Below are 15,386 nucleotides of genomic sequence, written 5' to 3' on the forward strand. Positions count from 1 at the left end.
CCGTATGTCCGAACGAAGGAGCTACCAATGGCTCGTCCGGCACTGTTCGTTGGATCCTCGTCCGAAGGACTGCGTATAGCGGAAGCTGTCCAGATCGTTCTCGACCCAGTGTGCGAAGTGGAGCTCTGGACCCAGGGCCTCTTCGGCCTGACGCAAGGGACTCTGGAGTCCCTTGTCATGGCCCTATCCCGCTTCGATTTCGCTTTGCTCGTGCTTACGGCCGACGACTTGACGGTGTCACGAGGTGCGGAGAAGGCCACGGCTCGGGACAACGTGCTCTTCGAACTGGGGCTGTTCATCGGATCACTGGGTCGTGATCGCACCTTCATGGTCTATGACCGCACGAATCCGCCGACACTTCCTTCCGACTTGGCTGGAGTCACCGCCGGCACCTTTGCACCTCATTCGAGCGGAAACCTTGAGGCGGCGTTGGGCGCACCCTGCGCGAAGATCCGAAGCGCAGTAGAACGCCTTGGAGTCAGGAAGGACAAGGGACTTCAGGATCTCGAAAGAGCCACTCTCAACGTCGAGGGCGTCGGTGCGACCATGCAGTCACTTGTCCGTCTCTTGGCCAGGTCACGCAAGGTCGAGCTTGATGTCATCGCGACGCAGTTCGGGCCGATGATCGGATCCGAACAGCTTCAGCAGATGAAGCGTGACTTGACCGACCTCGAGAGGACGCTTGGCGAGGACTAGGTCGAGGCGGTCTCCCCGTTTAACAGCTGACGGTCGGCGCCACAGTTTGGCTGATGGATCGCTCGTCAGGAACGGACGCCCAGATCAGTTCGGTCAGGCATGAGGCGCATGCCTGGCGCCCAGACCACCACAATCATCGCGGCGCAGGTCGAACCCCTGGATCCGTCGACGGCCCAGGCGCCGCGTACCTGTACCTGTACCTGTACCTGTACCTGTACCTGTACCTGGCGAGCGTCCCCATCGGTTCGCGCGTGTCTTGCGATTCGGAACCGCGCGGGTGAGGCACGAGGGGCTGCTGGCTGGCTAGGAACCGGCACCGTTTCGACACGCGTGTGGCATTGGGTGGCTTCAGCCGTCGCGCCCGACGCCACGGTCGGGTGCGCTCATGTCGCCCGTCTCGGGCGTGCCTTCGGCGAGGCCGTAGCGCAGGTACACGGTGCCCCTCGGGCCGGCTACCGGCGGCTCGAGGAGTGTGACGTTCGTGGGCACCGCGCCATCGTCGAACACCTTTTTGCCGACGCCGAGCACGATCGGATGCACCCACAGGTCGAGACGGTCGAAGAGCCTCTCTCTCAAGAGGGTCTGCACCAGATTCAGGCTTCCGACAACCTTCACATGCTCGTGCCGGTCGCGGATCTCGCGCACCGAAGCCGCCAGGTCCGGGCCGAGCTGCGTGGACCCGGCCCAAGAAAGGTCGGGCCTGCCGCGGGACGCCACATATTTCGGGACACGGTTGAACAGCGTGGCGATCTCGTTGTCCGCGCCACCCTCCTGGTGCGGCCAGTAGGCAGCGAAAATGTCATACGTCCGCCGACCGAGTAGGAGGGCGTCGGTGTCCTCGTACGCGGCCAGGACCGTCGCCCCGGCGACCTCGTCCATCAGGGGCGCCTGCCAGCCGCCGAACGGAAAGCCCCCAGGGTCCTCATCCGGGCCGCCGGGAGCCTGCCCGACGAGGTCGAGGGTCGCGAACATCTCGATGTGGATGAGTCCCATGCGTACTCCCGATGAGTGGGTTGTCGCGGCTACACCACCAGGCGCGGACACCGCACCAAAACTCCTCGCTCACGATAGATCACAGGCCTGACCTGTGGTTGCCAGTCATCGGATACTCCCCGCAACAGCGTGTTCGCAGACCCGGCAACCGCCACCCAGTTCCCGTTTGGCTACCGTGCAACCATGATCACAACTCTGCTGCTGGACGTGGACGGAGTGTTGCAGTTCCCCCGCCGACCGGAGTTCGTGGACGCGCTGGAGCGGGATCATGCCTGGCGGGACGGGTACCTGGCGTTCCAGGCCGAGCTGTTCGCCGATCCGGAGTACCTGGCGACCCTGTCCGGTAGGGCGGACGTTCTGGCGGTGACGGACCGGCTACTGGCCCGGCACGCGCCGAGCCTGACCGGCCGGGCGTTCATGGACCGTTGGCTGGCCGAGGACATCGTCCTCAACGGCGAGCTGATCGCGCAGGTCGGCGAACTGACCGTCGAACGGGTGTACCTGGCCACCAATCAGGAGCCCATCCGGGGTGCGCACGTCGAGCGCCTACACGCGCATCCCTGGCTGACCGGGGTGTTCGCGTCCTGGCAGCTGGGGCGGGCCAAACCCGACCCTGCCTACTTCGAGCGGCTGCTCGACGCTACGGGCCTGCCAGCCGCGGAATGCCTGTTCGTCGACGACAAGGAGCCACTGGTCGCCGCCGCGCGAGGCGTAGGATTGCACGCCGCGCACTACACCTCCAATGACCTGCTTCTCGCGGAGTTCCGCCGGTACGGGCTGGCCAGCGCAGGTGAAGCGCCCGATCAAAGGTGATGTGGCCCGCACTCGGGTGCGCAACGGCGGGCTGAACGTCAGCCGGTGACCGGTGCGAGTAGCAGATCGCGGATCTCCCGCGCGGCGGCCCGACCCGCACGGTTCGCGCCGATGGTGCTCGCCGAGGGGCCATAGCCGACCAGGTGGACGCGGGGGTCGCGGACGGCACGGGTGCCGTCGAGCCGGATGCCGCCGGAGTGCTCCCGCAGGTGCAGCGGCGCGAGGTGCGCGACGTCCGGACGGAAGCCGGTCGCCCACAGGATCGCGTCGGCCCGCACGGTCCGCCCGTCGGCCCACCGAACACCGTCCGGGGTGAGGGCGGCGAACATGGGCTCACGCTCGTACACGCCCCGGGCCGCCGCGGCGCGCTCCTGTTCGCGCAGGTGCAGCCCGGTGACGCTGACTACGCTCTGCGGCGGGAGGCCGGCTTTGACCCGCTCGGCGACCAGCGCGACGGCGGCCCGGCCCTGTTCGGGTCCGAACTCCTCGCCGGTGCGCCACAGCGGCGGGCGGCGGGTGACCCAGGTGGTGGTGGCGTACGTGGAGAGTTCCGCGAGGAGTTGCACGGCGGAGTGCCCGCCGCCGACCACGACGACGTGCTGGCCGGCGAACCCGGCCGGGCCCCGGTAGTCGGCGGTGTGCAGCTGGCGGCCCTGGAAGAGGTCCGCGCCCGGGTACCAGGGAATGAAGGGTCTGTCCCAGGTCCCGGTCGCGTTGACAACGGCGCTGGTCGACCAGGTGCCGGCGTCGGTGTCCACGGCGAGGCGTGTGCCGTCGAGGTCGCGGACCGCCGTGACCCCGACCGGGCGCAGCACCGGCAATGCCATCCTGGTCTCGTAGTCGGTGAAATACTCGGGGATCGCCAGGTTGGCCCGGGCGGTGTCGTCCGCCCCGGGGACGGCGACACCGGGAAGGTTAGCGATGCCGTGCACGTCGTGCATGGTCAGGGTGTCCCAGCGGTGCTGCCACGCGCCGCCCGGGCGGGCGTTACGGTCGAGGACGACCAGGTCCTCGAAGGGCCTGAGGCCGAACCGACCCAGGTGGTACGCGGCCGACAGGCCCGCCTGCCCCGCCCCGATCACGACCACCCGCACCTCGCACCTGCTCACATCCTGGTCAACGCGGGCGGCGAACGGGCCGTTCCCGTCCGCCGGGTGGCCCCGGTCACGCCGGGTGTGGGTGCTCACAGTCCCTCCCGTAGCTGGTCGTGCGACGAACACCGGTGATCCGGAGGACCCGCTGCTGGTCCCGCTGTGCCGCGGCCCGGGCCGGTTCACCTCCGCTGGGGCAACGCCGTCGGCAGCGCGAGAAAGGAAAGCGGTCGGGGCGAGTTCTTGCTTTACTGCCAGGAAACAGGCGGGCGCAAGCCCTACCCGCTGGGCGAGTGCTGTTACTGCGGAACCGAGATGGAGCCATACAAACGCTGCGCCGGACATGGCATGAGCGGCGACGAACCGACGAGAACCGGGAAAGGAACGCGGCGTGAGCGAGTTCAGGAGGCCGGCCCCCGGCCAGGAGACCGCACGGTGGGTGCTGGAGCACATCAGGCAGCACCCGCAGACCCACGACCAGGGCTCGTGGGAGGTGGAGGGCGCCCCTGAGTGCGGCACGACCCGGTGTGTGGCTGGATGGGCGGCCCACGCACACGGACTCGTCCACCACCATTCCGACTCGAGCGTCCGCGGGGAGGTCACGGGCGGACAGTGGGAGCAGATCGAGTACGTGGCGGCGCGACTTCTCGGCCTGCGGATGCAGAGCCCGGACGAGGACCTGATGTCTGCCTCGGACGGCGACCTGCTGTTTTTCCACACCACCAACGCCCAGGCCGTTCACGCTCTGGAGTACCTGGCCAAGGGTGACCCCATCGACTGGGAAGTGGTGAAGGCGCCGTGAGCGCAGAACTGGAGCGGGCTCACGCCCAGGGGATGGCGGACGGGCTGCGGCACGCGGCGGCACCACCGCCGGGTGCCGCATGCGCCGGAGGCTCGCCCCGACGGGGGTTCGGGTCCGCTGTCGCATCGGGTGGGACCATCAGGGGAACCTTGCGCCCAGCCTCCTTGGGTCGCGCAGTCCCTGGATCTCGGGGCGAACAATCTCCACAAGATCCACGCGGAGCAGCTTTCCATAGGCGCGACGAGCGCTCATTCCTTCGTCGTCAACCGTTCCCACCATCCGCAGTTGTCGTGCATAGGTCCTCTTGACCTCGTACTCCACGGGCCCATAGATCTCGACCAGCCATCGATACAAAGGGGGCGAGGCCAGAAGGAGCAACCGGCGGTGAGCTTCGTTTCTCTGGCGGACACGACGACTGAGCTCGTCCATCTTGCCGTCGACGTCGCTCCAGCCGAGCTCCTCGATATATATCAGCCAGTCGAGCCATGCATGGGTCGCCAACATAAAGCTCTCGATGCTGCCGAGACTGCGTTCCTCAGCCTTCTCGCGCAATGCCGCCATCGCTCGAAACCGCTCGGTTGATCGCGTTGCGAAGGCTGCGAGGAGTCCGCCCATCAAGCCAGAGCATGCCGCGATGACAGCCGCAAACGTCGTACTCGACACGTTGAGCCCTCCGATGTTGTAGACATCGTTCAGGATAGATGGGGAAGGCTATCCCGACTGGAGCTCGACACGTTCGGTGACGACGCCGGTTGTCGGGCGCACTCGGGGATCCGCCGGTCGGCCCGAAACGGAGGCCTGGTAGCTGCAAACTGCAAATGCTCAGCGCGAGCCGGGAAGGTTGAAGCCTGTTCTCCAGGGCCGCGGGGAGTTGGGACGGCGTCGAGGCGGGCGCGGTTCGGGATTCGCGACAGGGGTCATGCCCTGTTCAACGAGCGACCATCAGCCGCGGCTTCGACGCGGCGGCGACCGGGGGACAACCGGCGGTTGTCCCCCAGCTCGTCGGGTGCGCGATGTCGCTCAGGACGGCTGCCATCGTCGCGGTGCGCCGACAAGGTGCGGGTCGTCGTGTCCGTCGAAGATCGCGGCGGAGGCTGCCAGGAGCTCGGGCGTGACGAGGACCAGGCCCTCGGGCAGCACGCGTCGCGCGGCCCGCCGATGAGCAACTGGAGCCCCCGCCCGGGGAGCAGCGGGTCATCGGGATGGCGACCGACGTGGAACCTGCTGCGGAGCACGTTCACCTGGTCCGGCGGGTTGTTCGTGACCATGATCGGGTCAACGAACCGGATCCGTTCGCCGGGTACAGGCGGCCCGGTGCGCGTCGAGCTCCTCGCCCTGGTCCTCGGTGGCGTCCGCTACCGGAGCTCCTGCCCAGGTTGCCCCGGAACCCTGCTGTTGGCCGACGGAGCCTCGTTCCGGTCCGGCGAGCGGGGTGCGGCGGCGCGACCCCCAAGCCAGTCTGGCTGTGGTGGTCCGGCGTCGAGGCCACCGGCGACGACATCGACCGGCTGTGGCAGGCCTTCCTACGCCGCTTCGACATCGAGCACACCTTCCGCCTGTTCAAACAGACCCTGGGCTGGACCTGTCCGAAGATCCGCACCCCCGATCAGGCCGACCGCCGGACCTGGCTGATCCTCGTCGCCTACACCCAACTGCGCCCCGCCCCGCCCCACGCAGCCGACCTGCGTCGCCCCTGGGAACGTCCCTCGAACCAGGTCGACTGACCCCGGCCCGCGTCCGACGAGGATTCCGGCACCTCCGCGCCAAGACCGCCTGCCCCGCCAGCGCACCGAAACCCTGCCGGCCCCGCCCCGGCCGGCCACCTGAACGCAAGAACACCGAACCGACCCCACGCCACGACGTTCACATAGCCCGCAAAACAGGCAGCCAGAATGCGGCGCCGACGAAGCCCAACACCCCACGACCACGCCGCACAAGTTAAAGATCAAGCTAGCCCCGAAAGGCAGAAAAAACGCCCCACCCCGCCGACCTATGTGCAGGTCAGCGAGGCGGGGCCTCGCGTGTGGATGGTCCAGTGAATGAAGCAGTTCGCACGCGTGCAGCAGTGACGCGAGCAACACTCTGTGCCACGATGGACTGAAGGGGGCGAGTGTCAGGCGACCTGCGAGGGGCATCCGATGAGTGATGATCAGTGGCGTGAGGATCGGCGTCTTGAGGAGCAGCGCCTTGAGCGGCAACGCGAAGAGGATCGCCGCGAACAGCTCCGACTTGATCAGGCAGCGGACGAGCGTTATCGGACTGCCTACAACACGTTCCTCGACGAGAACCCGTCAGCGTCTAAGGACTTTGATCGCTGGGCCACGGCGAAGGGAAGCGACGACGTTGCCACCTTCGAAACGTGGTTCAGGCGGCGCTACCCGGGTACGAGTCTGCCCAAGCTTGGGATGTCTACAGGGCGCAAGGTTGCGGTAGCCGTAACAGCAGTAGCGGTTGGTAGGCTCATCTGGAACATGCTGAGCCCAAAGGACCCGAACCAAGGACGCCATCCGGAAGCTTGATCCTGAGCCTCCGATCGTGTGCAAGGAGGCGATTAGCTCGTGTGTTGACAGTCGGTGCTACTCGGAGCGGACGAGTAGGGTGCCGTCGCGGTCGCGCGGGTTGTCGACCGGGGTGACGCGCGGCCGGACGATGCCGAGGTACACGCCGAGGTCTGCGACGGCGGTGACAGCGAGGACGAGCGCGGCGACCTGCGACTCGTCGAGCGGCACCGCGCCGAGGGCGACCAGGGCGAGTAGTACGGCCTTGACGGTCACGGAGATTGCCGCGCCGAGCGCGGTCGGGGTCAGGGTCGGATTCACGGTGTCGGGCGCTAGCTGTAGCGCCCGGAACGCGATCACCGGGCACACGCCCGCGCCGTAAGCAGGGCGGTCGACTGCACCCCGCCGCCGTACGCGACGGCCCGGATTGGACATTGATTGGCGAGCACTGCATCCCCTTGCGCAGTGTCTTCAGCGGAACGACCTGCGAGCCGTCACACCTAGGCCATGGGCGCAGTGGAAGTGGTAACCCTCGTCGGAGCAGCGCTCGGCGTGACTGGTTCGGTCGTAGCTGCGTATCAGGCAGTTGACTTGGCCAGGACGGCGCAGCGTCGAGCCAAGGACATCGATGAGACTTACCGTAGGGCTGTCGATGATGCCTTTACGGCCGTCCGGATTGCCGTCCAAGATTCATTGGGCGAGGTTGCACCACGTGCGCTGGAGGAGGAGCTGGCCGACGTGGGGGCAACCCTGAAGCGCTCGACGGCGCAGTTGCAAGGCATAGTCAAACGCGCCCAAGATCTTGAGTCCGAGGTTCGTGACCTCCAGCAACAGGCAGAGGACGCGCGTGCCGCTGCGTCAGTCAACCAGGATGACGCCGCGAAGATCGGCCGCCTCATCGCTGCACAGACTGAGCAGCGCTTCAATGAGCAGTTGAACCAGTTGGTGAGCCGCCACACGCAGGAGGTCGAAGATCTCCAAAAGGAATCGGCAAAGTCTGGAAAGCGCTGGGGCATCGTCGGCCTGCTCGCAGGCGTACCGATAGGGCTACTCGTGAACTGGGTATCGTCGCTGATCCAGGGGTGACCCGGCTTCGTCCACTACTCACTGTTGCAGTTGACGGGGCCGAGCAGCCGGAACAGCCGTTGGTCGCCCTCGGAGAGCAGCCGATAGGAGCGGTCGAAGAGCTCACGGAGCGCGCCGTGCGGGTCGCCGTCGACCGCGAGCCGGCTGACCCGGCCGCCGGGTGCGAAGTCGCGCAGGTACGCACCGATCCGCGTTTCCGGTTGATCCACCAGATGTGCCGCCACGATCCGCAGGGCCAGCGGCATGGCCGCACAGCGCCGCGAGCTGTCCGGCCTCGGCTGGTTCGGCATCGACGCGGTCCGCGCCGATGATGCCGCGAAGCAGGTCGGAGGCCTCCGCTGGGGTGAGCCCTTCGAGGGTGAGTCGGCGGGCGCCGTCGGCGGCGATCAGCCCGGCGAGTTTTTCGCGGCTGGTGATGAGGACGAGGATGCCGCGGCCGGCGGGCAGCAACGGCCGGATCTGGTCGACGGAGGAGGCATTGTCCAGGAGGACGCTGACGCGCATGGCGGCCACCGTCGCGCGGAACGGCGCCGCAGACTGCTCCACCGTGTGTGGCACGTTCTCCGCGGGCACCCCCACCTCGCGCAGCAGCTGGCCGAGCGCCTCGGCAGGGCTGACCGGCTCCCCGCGGCCGTAGCCGCGCAGGTCCACATACAGCTGGCCGTCCGGATAGCGGGCGGTGGTGCGATGGGCCCAGCGGACCGCGAGCGCCGTCTTGCCCACGCCACCGATGCCGGCCACTGCGGTGATCAGCACCGTTCCGGTCGACTGCGGGTACTCCGCCGCCAGCGCGTCAAGGCGGTCCAGGTGCGCCGTGCGGCCGGTGAAGTCCGGGATGTCGCGCGGCAGGTAACCGCGCGCAGGCCTGGCCCGCTCGTCGACCGTCCCGACCGGCTCGGGGCCGATCGGCTCGCCGCGCAGCAGCAGGCCGTGCAGCCGGCGCAGCCCCGCGCCGGGCTCCACGCCCAGTTCGGCGACGCTGTACCGACGCACGACCCGGTAGATCTCCTGCGCCTCCGCCTGCCTCCCCAGCCGGGCCAGGGCGACCATGAGGTACTCCCGCAGCCGTTCCCGGTAGGAATCCCTCTCGATCAGCGCGGGAAGCTCGGCCGCCACGTGACCGTAGCGCCCCAGGTGCAGCTCGACGTCGAAGCTCTCCTCCAGGGTCGTCAGGCGCAGCTCGTCCAGCCGGGTGGCACTCGCCCTGACGGCCGCCAGATCGACATCGACGTTCCGGACCACGCTACAGCTCCAGCGCGGTGCCGAACCGGGACCGGGCCGCCCGAAGGTCGCCCACCGACCGGGCGGCAGATCCGGCCCGCGCCTCGCGGACGAACGTCCGCGCGTCGAGCGAGTCCGGTGGGATGGCGATCGCGTAGCCGGCCGGCGTGTGCGTGATGAGCCCCGGGTCTCCGAGAGCTCGGCGCAGGCGCATCACGTACACCTGTAGCGTCTTGCGGGCGGTCGGCGGGGGCTGTCCGTCCCAGATCGCGTCGATCATGACGTCCGCCGCGATCGGCCGCCCGTCCTGACACAGCAGCAGGCCGAGGACCTTGCGCAGCATCGGGGTGCCCAGGTCGACGTGCTCCCCGTCGCGAATCACCGCCACCGGACCCAACACCCCGTATTCGATCACCAAAGACTCTAGATCGCCGGAGCGCCGGTCGGCGCTGTCAGCCCTTTTCCCACCGCCGCACAGAACATGACCGGCGGGGCGGCCCAGCCCCGGGCCGAACACCCAGCACTCGGTCGGCAGACTCACAGGCGGCGGACGCCCGCCGCCGTCAGCCCGCCACCGCGGCGCGGGCCAGCGCGATCGCGGTCCGCAGCGCCTCGTCGGATTCGACGAGCACGTCCGGCTGCACTCCGACGCCCTCCCAGTTCGTCCCGGTCCGCGGGTCGATCGGGGCTTCGGTCGGGATGAACGCTTTGAACTCGTCGCCGATCGGGAAGAAGTCGCCCGGGTTCGCCGCTCCGGCCGTGCGCTGGCCGATGATCGTGGCCCGGCCGAGGCTCTGCGCGTTGTAGGCGAAGGCCTCCCCCGCCGAGGCGGTGCGGGCGTCGACGGCGATGAACACCGGCACGTCCGGGCGGTGGCCCAGCGGGTTGTCGGCCGGGCTCCAGTCCAGCTGGTCGGGTGCGGTGCGGCTCGTCATCGTCAGCAGGTGGGTCGGCTCCGCCGCAAGGAAGTGTCCGAGCAGCATGTTCACGCCCGATGGCCAGCCGCCGGGCACGTCGCGCAGATCGAGGACCACCGCGTCGGCGCTGGCGACCATGACCGTGGCGGCCCGGGCGGCCTCCCGCATCGCAGCCACGTCCCCATCTCCGATCATGGAGAAGTCGATCAGCCCGATCCCGTCCTCGACCAGGCCGGCCTGCCGCAGGCCATGGTTGATCCGGATCTGGTACGCCGGGTCCATCAGGTTCGGCCGGGCGCGACGGTCCGCCGTGGCACTGTCCGGCAGCCACACCAGACCCAGGTGCCCGTCCTGCGCGCGCAGGTACGGCTGGAGTTCGGCGACCAGCGCCTCGGGCGTGCGGGCGGTCAGCGGACGGCTGCGCAGCTCGTCCGCGATCCGCTTGGCCTCCTCGGGGAAGACGTAGAGCTTCTCGATTTTGTCGGCGAGTTCGGTGACCACCTCTTGTGGTGTCATGCGCGTGCTCCTTTCGGTTTCGGTGCGAAAGTGCGGACGGTCGAACGACTACGCACGCTGTGAGCTCCACACCCGGGCCTTGTAGAACCGTCCATTCGGTACGACCCGGGTCGGGCCGTCGATGCCGCCGAACTCCACGGTGTCGGTGTTCCAGTTGTCCGGGTCACCCGCCCAGGCGGGCTGGGGCCGGGTCCGGACCTGTTCGCCGTTGGGTAGCGGCATGCTGCTGATGCTCTTGAGGCCGGCGTCGATGACCAGCGTGAAGTGCCCGGAGTTCTTGTCGTAGAGGTACGCCGCCGTGTCCGTGCTGACCCACAGGTGGTCGGGGTCGCCGAGCTTCGGGGCCAGGTCGTGCCCCGAGGGGGTCACTAGCCGGGTGCGGCCCACCTCGACCAGGGCCGAGTGGGTCATCCGATCCAACTTCAGCTCGACCAGGTCGTGGTCGGCGGTGGCCCACAGCACCTGGCGGTCGGGGTCCCAGTACACCCCGTGCGCCCCGGGCAGCACGAACTTCGGTCCGGCCGGCGACGGCGGGCTGCCGGTGCGGAACAGTTGGACGAACCCGCCGGTGCTGGCCGCCACGGCCACGATGTTCCCGGGGAGCAGTTCCACACTGTGCGGATTGGCGTCGACCGTCCCGCCCAGGGTCGCGTCCGTGGCCCACCGGCGGAAACCGGAGGGATAGTCGATCAGTGCGGCCAGCCCCAACGAGTCGGAGACGACCGCAACGTAACCGCCGGAGTCGTCCTTGCGCAGTTTCACGTCCGTGGGAACCCCCCACCGTTGGATCTCCCGGGGAAGGAAGCCGTTGCTGGTGGTGGGCTTCCAGTCCCACCTCTCAGCGCCCGGGGCCGACCAGTCGGTCACCTTCGGGTCGAAGAGCCGGATCTGGTGGGTGGCCTGGTCGGTGACGGCGACCAGGCGGGTGCCGTCGTCGGTCGTGGCGGCCGAGGCCGGGGCAGGGGCGACCAGCAGGCTGGTCAGCACAGCGGTCGCCACCAAGAACTTTTTCATGCGGTCACACCCTTTCTCTGGAACGGATGTCGACGGAACTAGGACAGCGGCCAGGGGCGGGCTGTCGCGCCGAGCCGGTTCCATGCGTTGATCACGGTGATGGTCCAGAGCAGTTCCGCCAGTTCCGTCTCGGTGAACTCGGCGGCGGCCTGGGCGAAGACCTCGTCGCTGACGGGCGCCTCGGTGAGGCGGGTGGCTGCCTCGGTGAAGGCGAGTGCCGCGCGCTCGCGGGCGGTGAACAGTGGCGTGTCGCGCCAGACCGGGAGGGCGAAGACCCGGCGGGCCGTGCCCTCGGCGTCGGTGACGTCCTTGCTGTGCACGTCGACGCAGTACGCGCAGCCGTTGAGCTGCGAGGCGCGGGTGCGGACCAGGTCCAGCAGTACCGGGTCCAGGTCGGTCTTGCGGGATGCGGCGTCCAGGGCGTTCATGGCCTTGGTGATGTGCGGGGCGAGGGTGTCCACGGCGTTGCGGACGGTGACGGTCACGTTCTCAGACATGGCGATTCTCCAGTGGTGACGTGCGAGGTCAGCTCGGCGAGGCTAGATCTGGCCGATGGAACAAAAATGGATTCGGGCTGTCGGCGCGGCCCATGACTGACCGGTATCGATTAGACGGCCGTGAGCTGGGCGGATACATTGCGGTCGTGCGGGTGGGGCTGCTGGGACCAGTGACCGTCTGGCAGGACGGAGCGACCCTGCCGTTGGGCCCCGCCATGCAGCGGGCGGTGCTCGCGCTGCTGGCCCTCGATGCTGGCCGACCTGTGTCGACCCAAAGGCTCGTGGACGCGCTGTGGGGCGATGAGCCACCCGATCGGGCTGTCACCCTGGTTCAGGGTTACGTGTCCCGACTCCGGGCGCTGCTGCGCCCCGCTGACCTGCGCATCACCAGGCACGCCAGCGGCTACGTCATCGACGTCGCACCTGAGGACGTGGACGTCACCGCGTTCCGCGCGCGCGTCGCCTCCGCCGAGACGGGTACGGATCCGGCGCCCCTGCGCGCCGCGCTCGCCCTGTGGCGGGGCGAAGCTCTCGCCGACCTGCGCCACACGCCTGTCCTCGACCGCCTCCGGGCAGGCCTGGAGGCGGAGCGTCTGGACGTCTGGGAGGAGTGTCTCGATCGGGTGCTGCGGGCGGGCCGGCATCTGGAGGTGCTCGGCGAGCTGACGGACCTGTGCGCCGAGCATCCGTTCCGGCCCCGGCCGTTGCCGCTGCTGATGGTGGCGCTGTACCGGGCTGGCCGGCAGGCGGAGGCGCTGACCTGGTACGCCACGGCCCGCCGCCGCTACGCCGACGAGTTGGGCCTGGACCCCACGCCCGAGGCGACCGCCGTGCACGGCCGGATCCTGCGCGGCGACCCGGACCTGGACCTCCCGCCGGCGGCCGAGGCTCCCCCCGTCCGGCCGGCTCGGCTGTTGCCGTACGCGGTGCGCGACTTCACCGGCCGGGAGGCCGAACTCCGCCAACTGCTGGGCCTGGCCGGTGGCACGGCGAGCGCGGTGGTGATCTCGGCGATCGACGGGATGCCCGGCGTCGGCAAGACCACGATCGCCGTGCACGCCGCCCATGCGCTCGCCGACAGGTTCCCCGACGGGCAGTACTTCGTTGACCTGCACGGTTTCACTCCCGGCCTCGCGCCGATGGACACTTCGATGGCGTTGGGTCTGCTGCTGCGCGCCGCGGGTGTGCCAGCCGAGCGCATCCCGGTGGACCTCCAGGAGCGTTCGGCGTTGTGGCGCAGCGAACTGGCCGACCGGCGGGTGCTGATCCTGCTGGACAACGCCGCCAGCGCCCAGCAGGTCAGGCCACTACTGCCGGGCAGCCCGGGCTCGCTGGTCCTGGTGACCAGCAGGCGTCGGCTTCGCACACTGGACGGTGCCGAGGCGTTGTCCCTGGACGTGCTGCCGCAGGAGGAGGCTCACGACCTGTTCGTGGCCGCCGCCGGTCCCCGCGCGCTCGCCGAGCCGGACGCCGTCGCCGACGTCGTCGAGTTGTGCGGGCGGCTCCCGCTGGCGCTTCGGATCGCCGCGGCCCGCGTCGGCACCGGACCGGCGGCGGTGGCCCGGCTCGCGACCCACCTGCGGGCCGCCCTGCGACGGCTCGACGCCTTGGCTGTGGACGATCGGGACGTGAGTGCCACGTTCACGCTGTCCTATCGGGCGTTGGAGCCGGCGCAGCAGCGGATGTTCCGGCTCCTGGGTCTGCACCCGGGCCACCACTTCGGCGCCGACTCCGCCTCGGCGCTCGCCGACATCGACCAGGGCGAGGCCACCGCGCTCCTCGACGCCCTCGTCAGCGCGCATCTGCTGCAACGGCACGCTGACGACCGGTACACCTTCCACGATCTGCTGCGGGTCTTCGCCGGCACCCATGCCACTCCCGCGGCGGAGCACCGGGCCGCGTTGGACCGGCTCCTCGACCACTACGGGCGGACCGCGCTCGCGGCGGCACACGCCCTGGGTCTCGGGCCGTTCGGCGAGCCGCCACCCCCGACGCCGCCCCCGGCCGCCGGCTGGCTGGATGCCGAACGCGCCGGTCTGATCGCCGCGGCGGGCCTGCCCGGGGCCGGACCGTTCGCCCTGGGCCTCGCCCGGGCCCTGTCCTGTTACCTGGAAGCCGAGTGCCATCACGCCGACGCGCTCAGCCTCTACGACCACGCGCTGCGCGCCCTGCCCACCCCGGCGGAGGAAGCCGAACTCCACCGGCACCGGGCGCTGATCTTGCTGCGGACCGGCGCGTACCAAACATCGGAGGACGCCGCCCGACACTCACTGCGGATCTGCCGCGACACCGGCGATGAGGCGGGCGAGGGACGCTCCCTCACCGCGCTGGCCAGGGTCTTCACCCAGCGCGGCGAACCCGAACGCAGCCTCGAACACTCCACCCGCGCCCTGGACCTGCACCGGCGTACCGCGGACAGGGTCGCCGAAGGCGCCACCCTCAACAACCTCGGCTCCAACCACGCCCGGCTCGGCAACCACGCCATCGCCGAGGACTACCTCCGCCAGGCCGTCAGCGTGAACCGGCAGACCGGCAACCGGCGCTCGGAGGCGACCGCGTGGTGCCTGCTGGGCATCATCGACCAGCAACGCGGCCACCACGACACGGCGTCCGCCCACCTCCGCGAGGCGCTCAGCCTCTACCGCGCCACCGGCGACCGGGCCGGCGAAGGCACCACCCTGGCCAACCTCGGCCTCATCCACGGCCTGCGAGGCCGCTACAGCCACGCCCTCGACACCTACCGGCAGGCGCACGGGATCCACCACGAGATCGGCAACCGGGCCCCCGAGGGCTACGCGCTGGCCGGGATCGGCAACGCCCTCAGCGCTCTCGGCCACCACGATCAGGCCATCGAGCACCACCGGCGCGCCCTCGACCTCGGCCGCGCGCTCCACGAGCCCAACCTGCAGGCCCAGGCGCTCCAATCCCTGGGAGCCGCCCACCTCGCCAGCGGCGACGCCGACCAGGCGTTGCACCGCCACGGCGAGGCGCTCGGGCTGGCCACCGCCAGTGGCGACGTCTTCGTCCAGGCCCAGGCCAACGAGGGCATCGGGCGGGCGCTGGAGGCCCTCGGCCGGTTCGCTGAGGCACGCTCGTCCTGGCAGCGGGCGCTCGACACCTACACCAGCCTCGGCGCCCCGCAGGCGCGGGACCTGCTGGACAAGTTGGCCACCTGACCGGCGTTTTCGCCATCGCGGTGGTGACGGCCGTGGCCGGATGTGACAGAAGCTGGTCATTGCGGC

The 15,386-nt window shown here is 69.4% G+C and carries 15 protein-coding genes and 1 pseudogene; 7 read left to right on the forward strand and 9 right to left on the reverse strand.

Annotated features, from left to right (window positions below):
• The first annotated feature begins 27 nt into the window (after positions 1–27).
• Positions 28–696 carry a TIR domain-containing protein gene (locus IW245_RS13160; RefSeq protein WP_197003460.1) on the forward strand — a complete coding sequence of 223 codons (669 nt, stop codon included), beginning with the start codon at positions 28–30 and terminating at the stop codon, positions 694–696.
• 348 nt (positions 697–1,044) lie between these two features.
• Here the strand turns inward: IW245_RS13160 and IW245_RS13165 are convergent, their stop codons facing one another.
• Positions 1,045–1,668, reverse strand: a complete 624-nt coding sequence (locus tag IW245_RS13165) for a dihydrofolate reductase family protein (protein WP_231398790.1) — start codon at positions 1,666–1,668, stop codon at positions 1,045–1,047.
• A 204-nt stretch (positions 1,669–1,872) separates the two neighbouring features.
• On the opposite strand from IW245_RS13165, the gene IW245_RS13170 reads away from it, so the two are divergent.
• Entirely contained in the window at positions 1,873–2,502 is a 630-nt protein-coding gene (locus tag IW245_RS13170) for an HAD family hydrolase (RefSeq protein WP_197003462.1), read from the forward strand.
• Between the two features lie 38 nt (positions 2,503–2,540).
• Here the strand turns inward: IW245_RS13170 and IW245_RS13175 are convergent, their stop codons facing one another.
• Positions 2,541–3,689 (reverse strand): NAD(P)-binding domain-containing protein, encoded by a 1,149-nt coding sequence (locus IW245_RS13175; protein ID WP_233472996.1) that lies wholly within the window; start codon positions 3,687–3,689, stop codon positions 2,541–2,543.
• Between the two features lie 295 nt (positions 3,690–3,984).
• On the opposite strand from IW245_RS13175, the gene IW245_RS13180 reads away from it, so the two are divergent.
• Positions 3,985–4,395, forward strand: coding sequence for a hypothetical protein (locus IW245_RS13180; protein ID WP_197003464.1), 411 nt, complete (start codon positions 3,985–3,987; stop codon positions 4,393–4,395).
• Positions 4,396–4,533: 138 nt separating this feature from the next.
• Here IW245_RS13180 and IW245_RS13185 read toward each other — a convergent pair whose 3' ends face one another.
• On the reverse strand, positions 4,534–5,010 hold the full coding sequence (locus IW245_RS13185) for a hypothetical protein (protein ID WP_197003465.1): 477 nt from the start codon (positions 5,008–5,010) through the stop codon (positions 4,534–4,536).
• Positions 5,011–5,834: 824 nt separating this feature from the next.
• Between IW245_RS13185 and IW245_RS42180 the strand changes: the two are divergent.
• Together IW245_RS42180 and IW245_RS13195 are read left to right on the forward strand one after the other, a co-directional pair.
• Positions 5,835–6,337 (forward strand): annotated as a pseudogene (locus IW245_RS42180) (NF041680 family putative transposase); the annotation flags it as partial.
• A 196-nt stretch (positions 6,338–6,533) separates the two neighbouring features.
• Complete coding sequence (locus IW245_RS13195; protein WP_197003466.1) at positions 6,534–6,914, forward strand: hypothetical protein; 381 nt, start codon at positions 6,534–6,536, stop codon at positions 6,912–6,914.
• Between the two features lie 57 nt (positions 6,915–6,971).
• On the opposite strand, the gene IW245_RS13200 is transcribed toward IW245_RS13195, so the two are convergent.
• Positions 6,972–7,253 carry a hypothetical protein gene (locus tag IW245_RS13200; RefSeq protein WP_233472997.1) on the reverse strand — a complete coding sequence of 94 codons (282 nt, stop codon included), beginning with the start codon at positions 7,251–7,253 and terminating at the stop codon, positions 6,972–6,974.
• 147 nt (positions 7,254–7,400) lie between these two features.
• On the opposite strand from IW245_RS13200, the gene IW245_RS13205 reads away from it, so the two are divergent.
• Positions 7,401–7,979 carry a hypothetical protein gene (locus IW245_RS13205; protein WP_197003467.1) on the forward strand — a complete coding sequence of 193 codons (579 nt, stop codon included), beginning with the start codon at positions 7,401–7,403 and terminating at the stop codon, positions 7,977–7,979.
• A 102-nt stretch (positions 7,980–8,081) separates the two neighbouring features.
• On the opposite strand, the gene IW245_RS13210 is transcribed toward IW245_RS13205, so the two are convergent.
• The 5 genes from IW245_RS13210 to IW245_RS13230 all read right to left on the reverse strand — a co-directional run bounded on the left by IW245_RS13210 (position 8,082) and on the right by IW245_RS13230 (position 12,144).
• A complete protein-coding gene (locus IW245_RS13210; RefSeq protein ID WP_197003468.1) occupies positions 8,082–9,221 on the reverse strand; it encodes a BTAD domain-containing putative transcriptional regulator in 1,140 nt (379 codons plus the stop codon).
• A 1-nt stretch (position 9,222) separates the two neighbouring features.
• On the reverse strand, positions 9,223–9,588 hold the full coding sequence (locus IW245_RS13215) for an AfsR/SARP family transcriptional regulator (RefSeq protein WP_197003469.1): 366 nt from the start codon (positions 9,586–9,588) through the stop codon (positions 9,223–9,225).
• A 175-nt stretch (positions 9,589–9,763) separates the two neighbouring features.
• Positions 9,764–10,633, reverse strand: a complete 870-nt coding sequence (locus IW245_RS13220) for a S41 family peptidase (protein WP_197003470.1) — start codon at positions 10,631–10,633, stop codon at positions 9,764–9,766.
• Between the two features lie 48 nt (positions 10,634–10,681).
• Positions 10,682–11,647: a DUF6528 family protein gene (locus IW245_RS13225; protein WP_197003471.1), complete on the reverse strand. Its 966-nt coding sequence runs from the start codon at positions 11,645–11,647 to the stop codon at positions 10,682–10,684.
• Between the two features lie 38 nt (positions 11,648–11,685).
• Entirely contained in the window at positions 11,686–12,144 is a 459-nt protein-coding gene (locus IW245_RS13230; protein ID WP_197003472.1) for a carboxymuconolactone decarboxylase family protein, read from the reverse strand.
• Positions 12,145–12,290: 146 nt separating this feature from the next.
• On the opposite strand from IW245_RS13230, the gene IW245_RS13235 reads away from it, so the two are divergent.
• A complete protein-coding gene (locus IW245_RS13235) occupies positions 12,291–15,320 on the forward strand; it encodes an AfsR/SARP family transcriptional regulator (protein ID WP_197003473.1) in 3,030 nt (1,009 codons plus the stop codon).
• Positions 15,321–15,386: the final 66 nt, after the last annotated feature.

This window comes from Longispora fulva (assembly GCF_015751905.1).
Lineage (GTDB): Bacteria > Actinomycetota > Actinomycetes > Mycobacteriales > Micromonosporaceae > Longispora > Longispora fulva.

Excerpts from the sequence above, each read along its gene's own strand:
- IW245_RS13170 (WP_197003462.1), top strand. The coding sequence starts at position 1,873 with ATGATCACAACTCTGCTGCTGGACGTGGACGGAGTGTTGCAGTTCCCC.
- IW245_RS13220 (WP_197003470.1), bottom strand. The coding sequence starts at position 10,633 with ATGACACCACAAGAGGTGGTCACCGAACTCGCCGACAAAATCGAGAAG.
- IW245_RS13230 (WP_197003472.1), bottom strand. The coding sequence starts at position 12,144 with ATGTCTGAGAACGTGACCGTCACCGTCCGCAACGCCGTGGACACCCTC.
- IW245_RS13225 (WP_197003471.1), bottom strand. The coding sequence starts at position 11,647 with ATGAAAAAGTTCTTGGTGGCGACCGCTGTGCTGACCAGCCTGCTGGTC.
- IW245_RS13205 (WP_197003467.1), top strand. The coding sequence starts at position 7,401 with ATGGGCGCAGTGGAAGTGGTAACCCTCGTCGGAGCAGCGCTCGGCGTG.
- IW245_RS13165 (WP_231398790.1), bottom strand. The coding sequence starts at position 1,668 with ATGTTCGCGACCCTCGACCTCGTCGGGCAGGCTCCCGGCGGCCCGGAT.
- IW245_RS13160 (WP_197003460.1), top strand. The coding sequence starts at position 28 with ATGGCTCGTCCGGCACTGTTCGTTGGATCCTCGTCCGAAGGACTGCGT.
- IW245_RS13185 (WP_197003465.1), bottom strand. The coding sequence starts at position 5,010 with ATGGGCGGACTCCTCGCAGCCTTCGCAACGCGATCAACCGAGCGGTTT.
- IW245_RS13195 (WP_197003466.1), top strand. The coding sequence starts at position 6,534 with ATGAGTGATGATCAGTGGCGTGAGGATCGGCGTCTTGAGGAGCAGCGC.